This is a genomic window from Psychrobacter sp. PL19 (assembly GCF_017875835.1).
GTDB lineage: Bacteria > Pseudomonadota > Gammaproteobacteria > Pseudomonadales > Moraxellaceae > Psychrobacter.
The window spans coordinates 2,099,648-2,113,788 of the sequence record NZ_JAGING010000001.1; the positions used below are offsets into that span (position 1 = coordinate 2,099,648).

The window sequence follows — 14,141 nt, forward strand, 5'->3', positions numbered from 1 at the left end:
CTATAACGATAATTATGATAAAAAAGCTTTCATCTGATTGTTTAACTGCGTTATTGAGCTCACCTTTAGCAGAGGCTGGGTGCATTGTTGATGCTGCATATTCACACACTCGGACCAGATCACAGCCTCAATTTTGCTCTAGGTATTTTTTGAAAAAGACAACGCTTAAGAGTATTTTTCTAGGCATGGTCATCAGCTGGATGCCAGTGGCTATGGCTGCCCCAATTACCACCAAAGCGCTAGGACACAACAGCACCGCCGAGTACATCAACGCGCCATACATGCCTTATGCCAATCCCAATGCGCCAACGGGTGGTACGCTGTCATTTGACGCGCGTGGGACTTTTAATAGTGCCAATAAGTGGATGACCACTGGGGTGGCGATGATTGGCACTGATTATCTATATGACACACTAATGACTGGCTCATTGAACGAAGCCTTTACGATGTATCCGCAGCTGGCAAGTGAGGTCACTTATGATCCTGACGATAGCAGTTGGATTATTTATCATATTAATCCTGCCGCGCGCTTTTGGGATGGAACCCCGGTCACAAGCGCTGATGTTAAGGCGACTTATGACGCGTTATTAACTCAAGGTCCTATGTATATTCGTAGCTATCTGGGTGATATTAAAGAAATACAAATTATCGATAACCAGCAGGTGAAGTTTGTTTTTGCTTCCGATAATAATAAAGAAATTCTCTTAACGGTTGGTCAGTTTCCAGTCTTTGCTAAATCCTCCATTGATGCTAATTTTGATAAGATTAGCCTTAAACCACTTATGGGCAGTGGCCCTTACAAACTAGGGCGTGTCGAGGCGGGACGCTCGGTCAGTTATTTACGTGACCCTAATTATTGGGGACGAGATTTGATGGTCAATCGTGGCCGTTATAATTTTGATATGATTAAGTTTGTCTACTATCAAAGTGATGAGATTGCTTTTGAAGGTTTTAAATCAGGTCAATATCGCTTTCGCCCCGAAAATAAAGCCTCGAACTGGGCCACCGGTTACAATTTCCCGGCAGTAAAAGCGGGACTAATTAACAAAGAGGCCATAACCAGCCAAAATCCGGTACCGATGCAAGGGCTGGTTATGAACATGCGGCGACCAATATTTCAAGACATTCGCGTTCGCCAAGCGTTAACAGCTGCTTATGATTTTGAATGGATGAATAAAACCTTATTTCATAATCAATATGAGCGTCTGCAAAGCTTTTTCCATGGCTCAGAGCTGGCAGCAACCGGTATGCCATCAGTAGCTGAAATGGAAGTATTAACGCCATTATTATCTAAGCTTGAGCCGACGCAACGCCAAGTAGTATTGGCCGAATGGCAACTACCGACTAGTGATGGCGGTGGTTTCAATCGTCAAGGGCTATTAAAAGCGCGGCAACTGTTGCTAGATGCAGGTTTTTATTATGATGATATGAAGCTATATCAACCGGATGATAAGCTTGCTCAGATCGAAATCTTAATGACTGGCGATACTATGGGGCGTGTATTACTGCCTTATGTCCGTAATTTAACGCGCTTGGGGTTTGAAGCGAACTTACGGCAAGTTGATGGGCCACAATACTATGAGCGTATGCGCAGCTTTGATTATGATATGACGGTTGATGTATTTGCCCAGAGCTTATCTCCTGGCGCGGAGCAAGTAGCCTACTGGGGCAGTGTGGCTGCTGATGAAGTGGGCAACCGCAATACTGCGGGCATTAAAAATGCTGCTATCGACAATGTAGTAGAGGCGCTTGGCGATGCAAAAAGTCGTGACGACATTATTTTATATACTCAGGTTCTTGACCGTTTGTTACGAGCTGGTTATTACCTCGTACCTTTATATGGTAAGTCTGGGACCAATGTGGCCTACTGGAATCAGTACCGCCATGTCAAAGAATTACCAACCAATGCGGTTGGAATTGACTATTGGTGGGTGGATAAACAGGCAGAAGCGCGCGTTGACAAATATTTAGGTCGATAAATTTAGGTCGATGAGTTAGAGCAGGTGGCTAAGATTTTAAAGTTAACCATAACTTCTAACAAATAACGATGGTTTTTTAATACAGTTAAAATACCTTAAAAACGCTACGGTACTGCTGGTATAAGATTTTTGCAGCCTCTGTCTGCGCAGGCACAGCAAGCAAGAAAAACTTATACTAGTAGTACGTTATGTATCGATATTACTTTTCATTGACTACAGATATAGCCCTTGGTAAAAAGTGCCAATAAAGACAAACTCTAATAAGGATGCAACATGAGTATTAATATCCACCCCATTAAAGCCTTCAATGATAATTATATTTGGACTTTAATCAATGATAGCAATAAACAAGCTATCGTTATTGATCCTGGTCAATCTGCGCCAGTCATCGAATATTTGGAAGCACAAGAGCTAGATCTGATAGCGATTTGGACCACCCATCATCATTATGACCATACTGGCGGGGTCGCTGAGTTGCAAGAGCACTTCCCGATGACTCACTTGGTCGCACATAGTGAGCATGGAGTAGATGAAGATCAGACTATTAAGGACAGCAGCACAGTCAGTGCCTGGGGCTACTCCGCACAAGTTTGGGATGTCTCAGGGCATACTGCTAGTCATATGGCTTATATTCTAGACATTGATGGTCTCAAACATTGCTTTTGTGGTGATACCCTGTTTAGTGGTGGTTGTGGCCGAGTCTTTACCGGTACTATTGAGCAACTATACGCTAGCTTCAAGCGCTTAAATGGTTTGCCTACTGAGACCCTGTTGTATCCAGCACATGAATATACTGCAAGTAACATGCGTTTTGGTCTCTCTATCGAGCCTGACAATATGGCCATGCAGCAAGCATTAACACAGGCCGAAGAAAAGACCACGCAAGGTATCCCAACCTTGCCAGTAACTTTAGAGCATGAACGCGCAGTGAATGTGTTCTTACGTGCTGATGAGGTCAGTGTAATAGCAGGAGTGGAGACTAAAAAGAACCTTGAAGATGACAATCCGTTAACTATATTTACCGCTTTACGTGAGCTCAAAAACGACTTCTAAAAGCTATTTATAAAAAGTAGGGCTAGAGCGTTTATTTATAAGTGTCATTCTTTATCATTAATTATTGCTATTTACCCTCATCTAGGAAGTGGTCATTATGGGTCGTTATATCCTAAAAAGGTTGCTCTTGATATTGCCGACCCTGTTTTTGATATTACTGGCCAACTTCGTTATTGTACAAGCGGCTCCTGGTGGTCCGGTTGAACAGCAACTGGCATTAATTGAACAGGGTGCCAAAGACAACGCACTGAATGGCAATGTAGGCGCAGGTAGTGCGGGTGGTAATGACAGTACTTATCAAGGTACGCGTGGTTTGTCGGCGGAGATGGTTGCCGCAATTAATGTGCAATATGGCTTTGATAAATCGGCCCCTGAACGTTTTTGGCTGATGTTAAAAAATTATGCGCGCCTAGACTTTGGCGAGTCGTTTTTTAAAGGGCAGTCAGTGACGGAGCTCATTGTAGAAAAGCTGCCAGTCTCTATATCGCTTGGGCTATGGAGTACGCTACTGATTTATATGATAGCCATTCCACTGGGCGTCTATAAAGCCATGCATCATGGGTCAGCGATTGATAAAGCGACGGCTATGCTACTTGCGGTTGGGCACGCCATACCAGTGTTTGTATTTGCAGTAATATTATTGGTGTTCTTTGCAGGTGGCAGTTATTGGAACCTCTTTCCTTTGCAAGGACTAACCTCAGAGAATTTTGATCAATTATCAACACTTGGTAAGATTAAAGATTATTTTTGGCACTTGGCATTACCGCTGCTTGCCAGTACTGTTGGTGGTTTCGCAGGCTTGACTTATCTGACCAAGTTTAGCTTTTTAGAAGAATTAGGTAAGCAGTATGTGCTTACGGCGAGAGCCAAAGGGCTAGGTGAACGGCAGGTACTGTATGGCCATGTATTTCGTAATGCCATGCTGATTATTATCGCCGGAATTCCTGCTGCTATTGTCGGTATATTTTTTGCTGGTAATTTCTTAATCGAAATTATATTCAAGCTTGATGGGTTAGGGCTGTTAGGTTTCGAGGCCATTCAGCAACGCGATTATCCGGTGGTTTTTGGCACGTTATTTATTTTTACTTTGGTAGGGCTGCTATTACAGCTAATCAGTGATCTAAGCTATCACTTGATTGATCCCCGTATCGATTTTGAGGGTCGCTAATGTCAAATTCTCATATCTCCTCAAATAACGATGTGCTAAATTCTAACTCTGTAGGTTCTCCGTCGCCCACTTCTGCCAAAAATAAGACGCCTCCTAATGTACCTAAACCCAATTTATCCCAGCAAAAAAAACGCCGATTAAATCCAGTTTGGCAGGCACGGCTGGATCGTTTCCGAAGTAATCGTCTTGGGGTGATATCCCTAGTGGTCTTCACGGTAGTATTCGTGATTTGTATGGCAGTTAACGTGATTGCTAATGACAAACCATTATTGGTGCAGTATCAAGGTGATTACTATGTGCCGGTATTCAAGGCTTATCCTGAGACCACTTTTGGCGGTATATTTGAGACCGAAACCAATTATAAAGACCCGGTAGTACGTGAATTAATCAATGCGCAGGGTTATTATGTGATGCCGCTGATTCCATTTGCTGATCAAACACCTAACGTTGAGTTAGGTCTTCCTTATCCAGCCGCGCCCAATGCCCAAAACTGGTTGGGTACGGATGATATGGGGCGTGATGTGCTGGCACGGATACTCTACGGTATGCGAGTGTCATTACTGTTTGGCTTGGCGCTAACCCTAGCCGGAGCGATTATCGGAATTGTCGTTGGTGCTATTCAAGGCTATTATGGCGGCTGGGTTGATTTGGCAGGCCAGCGTTTTATGGAAGTTTGGGGCGGCATGCCGCAGCTGTTCATGATTATTATTTTGGTTAGCTTATTTAGTCCTAGTATCACGGTGCTATTTGCATTGATGCTGCTGTTTGGTTGGATGGGCTTGGTCGGCTTAGTGCGAGCAGAGTTTTTGCGTGCCCGTAACTTTGATTATGTCCGTGCGGCTCGCAACCTAGGGGTTTCAGACAGTCAAATTATGTACCGACATATTTTGCCCAATGCTTTGGCATCGAGCTTATCGCAACTGCCTTTTATTTTGACTGCCAATATTATTGCGCTAACCGCACTAGATTTCTTAGGATATGGACTGCCGCCAGGCTCACCATCGTTAGGTGAGCTGATGGTACAAGGGAAAAACAATCTTGATGCCCCGTGGCTGGCCTTGTCTGGATTCTTCAGCTTGACCTTTATTTTATCGCTACTTATCTTCATTGGCGAAGCGCTACGCGATGCGTTTGATCCGAGGCGCTCTTAATATGACTATAAAAACCACCACCAGAATTACTAGCACAAACGCCGCAATTGAGGGTCAACCTCAAAGTAGCGTTAACCAACGAAACCAGGTTAACCTGTCAAATGCAGCTATTTTAACCGTCGATAAGTTAAGCATTGTTACTCAATCAGGGCTAGCTCTGGTTGATAAGCTGTCCTATCAGCTTAAACAAGGTCAGACGCTAGCCATCGTTGGTGAATCTGGTTCCGGCAAGTCGATTGCTAGTTTGGCATTATTAGGCCTGTTACCGGAGAGTCTAACCGTTAGTGGAGAAGTGCAGCTGGCAGGTACAACAGGTCTGCCAAGTAGTAAGCTATTAATAGCGAATGATAATGTTAATAACAGCCATAGCGCCCGAAACAAGTCATTGAAAGCCATTCGTGGGCAGCGTATCGGCATGGTGTTTCAAGAACCAATGACCGCGCTCAATCCCCTACATACGGTTGCGAAACAAATTGCCGAATCTCTACGGTTAGGTGGCATAGCCAAAAAACAATGGCACGCGCAGAGTATCGCCTTGTTAAACGATGTCAATATCACCGATCCTGCTGATAAGCTAAGTCGCTATCCTCATGAACTGTCAGGCGGTCAGCGCCAACGGGTGATGATAGCTATGGCGTTAGCACAGCAGCCAGATATTTTAATTGCTGATGAGCCTACTACTGCGCTCGATGTGACTTTACAGCATGAGATTTTAGCATTGTTGGACAGTCTCAAGCGTGAGCATAATATGGCGATGATTTTAATCAGCCATGATCTGAATCTGGTGCGACGTTATAGCGATGATCTCATTGTTATGCGCCAAGGTCAGACCATCGAACAAGGCAATACCTCAGCGATTTTTAGTCAGCCTAAGGATGATTATACCGGCACCCTGATGCGGCAAGATTTTGGTACAGCGCTTGATTTAGTAGATACTAGGCTGCAAGACAACCAGACACTGGTGTTAGAAGTGAAAGACTTGAATGTACAGTTTTCGCTAGAAAAAAGCTTGTTTGGCGGTACTAAGCGTTGGTTCGATGCGGTAAAAGGCTTGAACATAACGTTGCAGACAGGACAGGCATTAGGCATCGTTGGCGAGTCTGGATCAGGTAAGACCACTATTGCACTGGCGTTAAGTCAGTTACTCAGTAATCAGGCGCGCGTGAATGGGCAGATAGTCGTTAATGGACAAGATATGACGTCATTGTCTAAAAATGAGCTGCGTAAGTTTCGCTCGCAGATACAGATGGTATTTCAAGACCCATTTGCCAGTATTAATCCGCGCATGACGGTATTACAAATTGTTGAAGAAGGGCTGCTGGTACAAGGGTTCGATAAGATCGCTCGCCAACAAGCGGTCATGGATAGTTTGGAGACCGTGCATTTACCTTTAGAGTTTGCCCACCGTTACCCACATGAGTTATCAGGTGGACAGCGTCAGCGAGTGGCGCTAGCGCGGGCATTGGTTATGCAACCGAGTTTATTGATTTTAGATGAACCGACTTCCGCCCTTGATAGTACTACTCAGGTGACAGTGGTTAATTTGTTGCGCGAAATTCAACAGAAATTGCAAATCAGCTACGTATTTATCAGCCACGATCTAAAAGTCGTACGCGCTCTGTGTCAGCATATTACGGTGTTAAAAGATGGCATGTGCATTGAGACTGGGCGTACTGAAGACATTTTCAGTAATCCGCAACATTCTTATGCTAAGCGCTTGTTACAAGCAGGTATAATAGCCTAAGTGAATAATGTGTAACTATATTTTCTTTCATTAGAGATCGTTCTACCTCTTGTGAGGAATAAGCGGACTGAACCAATATGAGTACAGTATAGATTTCGTTCACTGTAATACTTGCGCTTATCTTCTTCTACCCATACATCGCTATGTGCGGATATAAATATAAGTATCAAAACGGTTAACAATAGCCTGTACATTCACGTAGCAGACACTAGTCTCAGTATCAAGAAACAAGCAATAGTGCATTTTTATAATTCGTCTTGTCAGATAATTGTGCTCGTTATAGCAGACTTCTTGGACTGCATAGTAGAGCTTTAACAGGGCTAAGCCATTGCAGGCATTCACCTTGAAGGTATTATTAATTTATATTTTAATTTCCCTTGACAGATTGAAAAAACAATTTAACTCGTTGTAAAGGTACAACATGATAGGAACGTTTCGGTGATGCCAAAGGTTTACTATAATTACATAAGATTACTGTCAGGAGCTCTTTATGAAACTCAATTTACTTATGAATCGCAAATTACAAGCTACCGTTATAGCGGCGAGTAGTGTTTTTCTCGTAGGCTGTGCTGCCTCTACTACTGAAATCAATCCTACTGTGAAAGGCCCTACCGTTGACAACCCCTATGCGCCCACAGACCCGAATTTAGCCGTGGCTACAGTGGCTGGTGGTTGTTTTTGGTGTGTGGAAGCCGGTTATGAGAAAATTCCCGGCGTAGTAGAAGTAGTTTCTGGTTACGCTGGCGGCCAGACCGAAAATCCGACCTATAACTCGGTATCATCAGGTGGCACCGGCCATACTGAAGCGGCACAAGTGTATTATGATCCGCAGAAAATTACTTATAATGGCATAGTGCAAGCTCTGTGGCGAATTGCAGATCCTACCGATGACAAAGGTCAGTTTGTAGATCGTGGTACCCAGTATCGCCCGGCTATTTTTTATAATAATCAACAAGAAAAGCAGACCGCTGAAGCCGCCAAGCAATCCTTGCAAGAATCTGGGGTTTACGATAAGCCAGTGGTGATTGAGATTGTCCCTGCTAGCACTTTTTATCCGGCGGAAGAATATCATCAAGATTATTACAAAAAGAATCCGTTGCGCTATAAGTATTATACCTTTAACTCTGGTCGCTACCAGTTTATCGAAAGCGTGTATGGTAAAAACTATGAACTGGACTTCAGTCAGTTCAAACCTACCGCCAACGGCACAACGCAGGTGATCCCAAGTAAGGCTTTAAACGTCGAAGCAAGCGCAGGTTTTAATGCAGATACGTTTGTGAAGCCGGCGCAAGCTGAACTGAAAAAGTCGCTCAGTGACATTCAATATAAAGTCACTCAAGAAGACGGTACCGAGCGCGCTTTCAAAAATCCTTATTGGGATAATAAAGAGCCAGGTCTATATGTTGACGTGATATCGGGTGAGCCGCTTTACTCCTCACGTGATCAATTCAAGTCTGGAACCGGCTGGCCCAGCTTCATTCGTCCGTTGAGTGCTGACGTGGTCGTTGAAAAAGAAGACCGAGGTTTCTTTTCGACCCGTACTGAAATTCGTAGCCGCTACGCTGACTCGCACGTAGGTCACGTATTTGATGATGGCCCAGCACCCACAGGTAAGCGCTATTGCATGAACTCAGCAGCAATGCGCTTCATTCCGCTAGCGCAGATGGAAAAGGAAGGTTATGGCAACTGGATTGACGAAGTACAGTCAGCCAGTTAAGTTTTTTGCTCTACCAAAACTAAAGATCGCTCACCGGTGTCTCATCACCAACATGGTGAGCGATTTTTTTGGTCAGTGCTTTGTAGTCATGGTGTCAACTAGAGCACTGTACACTGATGAAACAACCTTTTTCTCTGAGTTATAAAAACAGTGAAGAGAGGTCTCTTTTACGTTTCTATTCTTTCAGTCCTTGGGACTCGATAATTTATCTAAATGACGATGTGTCTACCTTGTGATTATAGGTTTCTAATCGGATGGCTATAGTCAATGAAAAGTGGTATCGATACATAACCTACTGCTGGCATAAGTTTTTTTTGCTTGCTGTACCTACGCAGACAGAGGCGGCAAAAAGCTTATACTAGCAGTACCATAGCGTTTTTAAGGTGTTTTAATTTATGACCCACTGCAGGAAACGCTGTTTAAGACAATGACATGACGACTATTGTAGCCTTTGATTATTCTGATTTTATCCCGCAGTAGAGAGTTCAACAATCACTTGAAAGCAGCGCTCATTTTTGATGGAGATGCTGACTTTACCGTTATGAGCTTGCGTTATAGCTTGAGCGATAGATAGTCCTAAGCCTGATCCTGAGTGCATTTTAGTCGTTCTATGATCACGATAAAAGCGTTCAAATAACTTATCCGCCTCTATTTGAGTCCACGGCTCATCCAAGGTATTTGTGAGCACTATTTTTAAAAATGAGGACTGTAACGCGGAGGGCTTGCTCCCTTTTAGATCACGCGTAGCGTTATGAGTGGGCGTGGATGCCTTAATAAGGGAGGCTTCTATAGTAATAATACTATCGCTCACTGCATAATAAATGGCATTTGATATTAGGTTGGCAAACAGCCTTTGTAATAAACTGTCATCTCCTAGCACAGCTTGAAAGTTGCCTTTTTTCTCAAAAAATATACCCCGGTCTTCTGCTATCAGCTCATAGTAAGAAATGAGTTTAGTGATAAGAGTCTCGGTATCAACCCAACTGAGCTGTGAATTAGACAGCCCTTTTTGGGTTTTTGCTAGTAGTAGCATGTTATTGATCAGAACAGACAGCTGCTCAAGTGTGTCATGTTGATGATGTAGCTGCTCGATGTATTCATTGCTGTTTCTGGGCTTACTTAGCATTACTTGGGTCTGGGTACCAAGCGTCGCAAGTGGAGTACGGAGTTCATGAGCAATATTATCTGAGAAGCGTGATAACGATTCAAAGTTACTTTCTAGCTTCGCCATCATTAAGTTGTAAGATTCAGCCAGTGGTCGCAGCTCTCTAGGCATATTACTGATGACCACTCTTTCATCCAGCTGTTCAGGATTAATGCCCTTCATCTTCTGGACGATGGTAGCTAGGGGTGCAAATCCCCAGTAGACACTCAGTGCAGCGACTGATACCAGCAGTAGCGTGATCGCAATTAAAATCATACTCAGCTGACGATTAAATTGTAATAGATACTGATGGTGAACATCAATTGGTAGTGCGATAAGCGCTAACGTTTTATTGTTGCGGATAATAATGGCTCGGTAATTTCTATTGTTTATTTGAAACGTGAAATATTGCTCATGGTGGGCTTGCCATAACATTAATAAATTAAAGTCTACGGGGAGCTTGGCGGCAAAACGACTAGGCTCGCTTAATAGTATTTCTCCATTTTCATTAGATATGAGGGTTTTTAAATCGTAATCTAGCCATGAGGAATGTAAGTGATCTGTATCCTCCGGCACTGGTGAAGAGGGTAGATTTGATAAAGCAGTTTGCTCGTCAGCATCTGTTAGTCGTTTACGTAAATTAAAAGCGGCATGGGTAATGATTTCTGAGTCCATTTGCTCAAAGTGACTACTAACAGAACGCTGAACCCATACATAGATAATGATTTGAGAGATAATAACGAATATCGTCAACAAAAAAATAGTGCGCCATAATAGTGGCCAGCGCCGATTATTGAATTTATATTTCATTTTTTTTTGATTCATCTTTTTCAGTGCAGTTTCTATTAATATTGGTACCTAAAGCATCTAATCTATAACCCATCCCGCGCACCGTATGAATCAGTTTTGTAGCAAACCCATCATCAATTTTTAATCGCAAGCGCCTTATAGCCACATCAATGACGTTAGTGTCACTATCAAAGTTTATATCCCATACTTGAGAGGCGATGACGGAACGTGGCAGAACCTCACCTTGGCGTTCTAAGAAAAACTGTAATAGAGAGAACTCTTTTGCGGTCAGTTTAATAGCGGTGTCACCTCTATGGACGGAACGTTTAGTGATGTCCATTTTTAGGTCAGCTATCTGTATAACAGAGTTCTTATAATCAGATTGGTTGGCACGGCGCAGCAAGCTTTTTATTCTCACGATAAGTTCAGCAAAGGCAAAGGGCTTAGTCAGATAGTCATCACCACCGATTTCAATGCCTTTAACCCGATCGCTCAAATCATCTTTTGCCGTTAGGAATAACACTGGCGTATGCTTTCCAGCGGCTCGGTAGCTCTGTATCAGCTCAAAGCCATTGATATCAGGCAACATCACATCCATCAACACCACACTAAATTCTTCTGTCATTAATGCATGATAGCCATCTAGGCCTGTCATATGATGATCCACAATAAAGCCGGCCTCGGTTAAGCCTTTTTTTATATACTCTCCAAGTTTTAACTCATCCTCTACCAATAGTACCTTCATAGTCTCTCCACTTAACGCTGTTGTCGTTATTGGCCGCCTATCATTAGCTTATCATCAACAAAATCTATTAAAAACTGTTTGCTATAACGGGGCCCTCTGGCTAAAAGCATATGCTGATGTTTGATCTTAATGACAAGAAGATGACAAGATTGAGTTATTTATAACAAACATGTCATGTCTCGGTCATTCAGCTGTCAGTCTGCATTTGGTATTCTAAACCCACGATACATAGTCGCTTTGCTTTGATATGGATCGCTTCTATGTAGTGTTGCTGTCAGTAGTTGATAAGCATCTATAAATGGTTATTTCACTTGAACGTCCAATTATTTATCTTTTAAAGGGTCTTATATGAAAAGTTATAGTTCATTAAAAAATGTCGCGTTATTATCTTTTTTTGTGCTGATCGGCATCTCAGCTGCAAATGCTCATACTACAAACTTGGATGCCTCTGTCCTCAATAATTGTGATGCTGTCACTAGTTTTGCAAGAAATGTAGACCATAATGACGCACAAATCTCTGATAAACAGATGAAAAGCTATGTTGACGCCCGGGTAGCCTGTCAGGTTCAGCATCAAGATCAACATTTGCAGTCTGAAAAGTATTTTGTGAAAAAGTATGGTAGCGATCGTGATAGCAATGCTGAAGCTATATTAAATGAATACGTCGCGCATTAAAATCCAAAGATGTGAAGATGACAACATTGTCATCTTAGCGTCATCTGGCAGTCAGAATCAATAATGTATTATTAAATACCGGTCTAATAGTATTAAATCCAAACAAACTTGCGCCTTAATAGCTTTCAGCCCAATCACTTTCAACCCAATCAACAGGAATTAATTATGTGGTTATCTAAATCAATTGCAGCAATAGCTGTCGCATTAGTCTTCTCAACATCTGCTATGGCACATTCTCCAGAAATGCATGCACAGAAAGATCAGATGAACTGCGAAAAGATGGAAAAGCACATGGATATGATGGGAAAGATGGATCATAGCAAGATGGATATGAATGATCCTGCCATGAAAGCGATGATGGCTAATATGGGTAAAATGAAACAAATGCATCAAAAACATTGCGTTACCAGTGACAGTGCTTCCAAGTAATTCTAGGCGCGCTACGTAACGGGTGAGGTTCAACTATAATTTTTGTTCAACCTGACCTTACTAGATGATAGTCAGATTTTGATAGCAATAAATTTTAGGAAAGATATATGAGGTTTTTATTGGGTGTGCTCTTTACTGTGCTTGTGGCAATCGTTGGGGTCTTTGCGGTTGTTAGCAGTGGTCTGGTGAATGTAGGAGCAGACCAGGCGCACAACCCAATGATGTATAGCTTTTTAGAGACTGCGCGCAATCGTTCCATAGAAAATGCCAGTCAGGACATTATTGTTCCAGACTTAACCCGAGTAGATATGATCAGCTCTGGTGGCGCAGATTATCAAGACATGTGCGCAGGCTGTCATTTGTCTCCTGGAATAGAAAAAACGGATCTGAGTGAGTATCTATACCCAAAGCCACCTAATTTCACTAAGACCGAGGTCGTTGCTCGTTTTAGTACGGAAGCTGGGGCACAACAAAATTTCTGGGCGATTAAACACGGTATTATGGCATCAGGAATGCCTGCATGGGGCGCCACTCATGATGACGATAGAATGTGGGCAATGGTGGCCTTTATCAGATCGCTACCTGAATTAGATGAAAGCCAATATACGATGCTAACTACTAGGTTTGATAGCGATATTATGGACCTGTCAATGGGCAGTGGCAGTGGCAGTGGCATGGGCAGTGGCATGATGGATATGTCAGATGATGGCTCTGGAATGCAGCATTAAGTCGTCTAGGATTTAAAAAGTATTGTCATTGTTGCCACTATTAACCATGTAGTGCTGAACAGTGCTGTATTCAACGTTTACAGTTAAAGATATAAGATTTCAAATATAGAGCATAAATTTTTAGAATATTGGGTATAGCAATAAACGTTTAGGGGTGATTTTATGAGACGTTACACATATATGTTTTCTAATAAATATAACTGGTTATCAGGTCGTGTTCTTTTATTGGTGGCGACATCCTCATTATCGCTCACACTAGCAGCTTGTAGCCAATCTAATACCAGCACCTCTGATTCACAATCATTACAAGAAGAGCCTTCTACTACTATTCAGACTCTGCAGATACAAGACGGTAAACCCGCACCTGTAAATGTGCCTTTAATAAATCAATCAGCTTTACTCAAAAATGTCTCGGCAACTGTCTATAAAGATGCTAACTGTGGCTGCTGTAAAGAATGGGTGAGTCATGCAGAAGACAATGGTCTAAGTGCAACCACGCAGCATCCTGAAGATTTGTCTTTATTCAAAGAGCGTTATGGCGTACCAAATGAGATGCGCGCTTGTCATACCACAGTTACGACCGATGGTTATGTTTTTGAAGGTCATGTTCCCGCAAAACACATGGCACAGTTTCTAGCAAACCCACCCGTACAAGCCATTGGGCTTGCTGTCCCTGGTATGCCAGTTGGTAGTCCGGGTATGGAATATCAGGGCAAATTTATGCCTTATAAAGTAATGCAACTTAATAATGACGGCACTACAGAAGTGTATGCCGCTATTGAGTCTTCGCAACAGCAAATGTAAAAAATATAAGCTTAA

General features: G+C 42.7%; 12 protein-coding genes. 10 read left to right on the top strand and 2 right to left on the bottom strand.

Features of this window, described 5'->3' with window-relative positions:
* Window positions 1-185 precede the first annotated feature (185 nt).
* The 6 genes from H4W00_RS08535 (at window position 186) to msrB (ending at window position 8,812) form a co-directional block, all read left to right on the top strand.
* On the top strand, window positions 186-1,979 hold the full coding sequence (locus H4W00_RS08535; RefSeq protein WP_209959097.1) for an extracellular solute-binding protein: 1,794 nt from the start codon (window positions 186-188) through the stop codon (window positions 1,977-1,979).
* Window positions 1,980-2,252: 273 nt separating this feature from the next.
* Complete coding sequence (gene gloB / locus H4W00_RS08540; protein ID WP_209957235.1) at window positions 2,253-3,032, top strand: hydroxyacylglutathione hydrolase; 780 nt, start codon at window positions 2,253-2,255, stop codon at window positions 3,030-3,032.
* Between the two features lie 97 nt (window positions 3,033-3,129).
* Window positions 3,130-4,200 (top strand): microcin C ABC transporter permease YejB, encoded by a 1,071-nt coding sequence (locus tag H4W00_RS08545; protein WP_209957237.1) that lies wholly within the window; start codon window positions 3,130-3,132, stop codon window positions 4,198-4,200.
* On the top strand, window positions 4,200-5,351 hold the full coding sequence (locus H4W00_RS08550; RefSeq protein WP_334684929.1) for an ABC transporter permease: 1,152 nt from the start codon (window positions 4,200-4,202) through the stop codon (window positions 5,349-5,351). The genes H4W00_RS08545 and H4W00_RS08550 overlap by 1 nt, the downstream gene beginning before the upstream one ends.
* A gap of 1 nt (window position 5,352) precedes the next feature.
* Window positions 5,353-7,095 carry an ABC transporter ATP-binding protein gene (locus tag H4W00_RS08555; RefSeq protein WP_209957239.1) on the top strand — a complete coding sequence of 581 codons (1,743 nt, stop codon included), beginning with the start codon at window positions 5,353-5,355 and terminating at the stop codon, window positions 7,093-7,095.
* 490 nt (window positions 7,096-7,585) lie between these two features.
* Complete coding sequence (gene msrB / locus H4W00_RS08560) at window positions 7,586-8,812, top strand: peptide-methionine (R)-S-oxide reductase MsrB (RefSeq protein ID WP_209957241.1); 1,227 nt, start codon at window positions 7,586-7,588, stop codon at window positions 8,810-8,812.
* A gap of 466 nt (window positions 8,813-9,278) precedes the next feature.
* Here msrB and H4W00_RS08565 read toward each other — a convergent pair whose 3' ends face one another.
* Both H4W00_RS08565 and H4W00_RS08570 read right to left on the bottom strand, forming a co-directional pair.
* Window positions 9,279-10,766, bottom strand: coding sequence for an ATP-binding protein (locus H4W00_RS08565; protein ID WP_209957243.1), 1,488 nt, complete (start codon window positions 10,764-10,766; stop codon window positions 9,279-9,281).
* Window positions 10,756-11,490, bottom strand: coding sequence for a heavy metal response regulator transcription factor (locus H4W00_RS08570; RefSeq protein ID WP_209957245.1), 735 nt, complete (start codon window positions 11,488-11,490; stop codon window positions 10,756-10,758). The genes H4W00_RS08565 and H4W00_RS08570 overlap by 11 nt, the downstream gene beginning before the upstream one ends.
* Before the next feature lie 348 nt (window positions 11,491-11,838).
* Between H4W00_RS08570 and H4W00_RS08575 the strand changes: the two genes are divergently transcribed.
* The 4 genes from H4W00_RS08575 to H4W00_RS08590 all read left to right on the top strand — a co-directional run bounded on the left by H4W00_RS08575 (window position 11,839) and on the right by H4W00_RS08590 (window position 14,126).
* Window positions 11,839-12,165, top strand: a complete 327-nt coding sequence (locus tag H4W00_RS08575) for a hypothetical protein (protein WP_209957247.1) — start codon at window positions 11,839-11,841, stop codon at window positions 12,163-12,165.
* 165 nt (window positions 12,166-12,330) lie between these two features.
* On the top strand, window positions 12,331-12,594 hold the full coding sequence (locus tag H4W00_RS08580; RefSeq protein ID WP_209957249.1) for a hypothetical protein: 264 nt from the start codon (window positions 12,331-12,333) through the stop codon (window positions 12,592-12,594).
* A 107-nt stretch (window positions 12,595-12,701) separates the two neighbouring features.
* Window positions 12,702-13,322 (top strand): c-type cytochrome, encoded by a 621-nt coding sequence (locus H4W00_RS08585; protein WP_209957251.1) that lies wholly within the window; start codon window positions 12,702-12,704, stop codon window positions 13,320-13,322.
* A gap of 162 nt (window positions 13,323-13,484) precedes the next feature.
* Window positions 13,485-14,126 carry a DUF411 domain-containing protein gene (locus H4W00_RS08590; RefSeq protein ID WP_209957253.1) on the top strand — a complete coding sequence of 214 codons (642 nt, stop codon included), beginning with the start codon at window positions 13,485-13,487 and terminating at the stop codon, window positions 14,124-14,126.
* The last annotated feature ends 15 nt before the right edge of the window (window positions 14,127-14,141 follow it).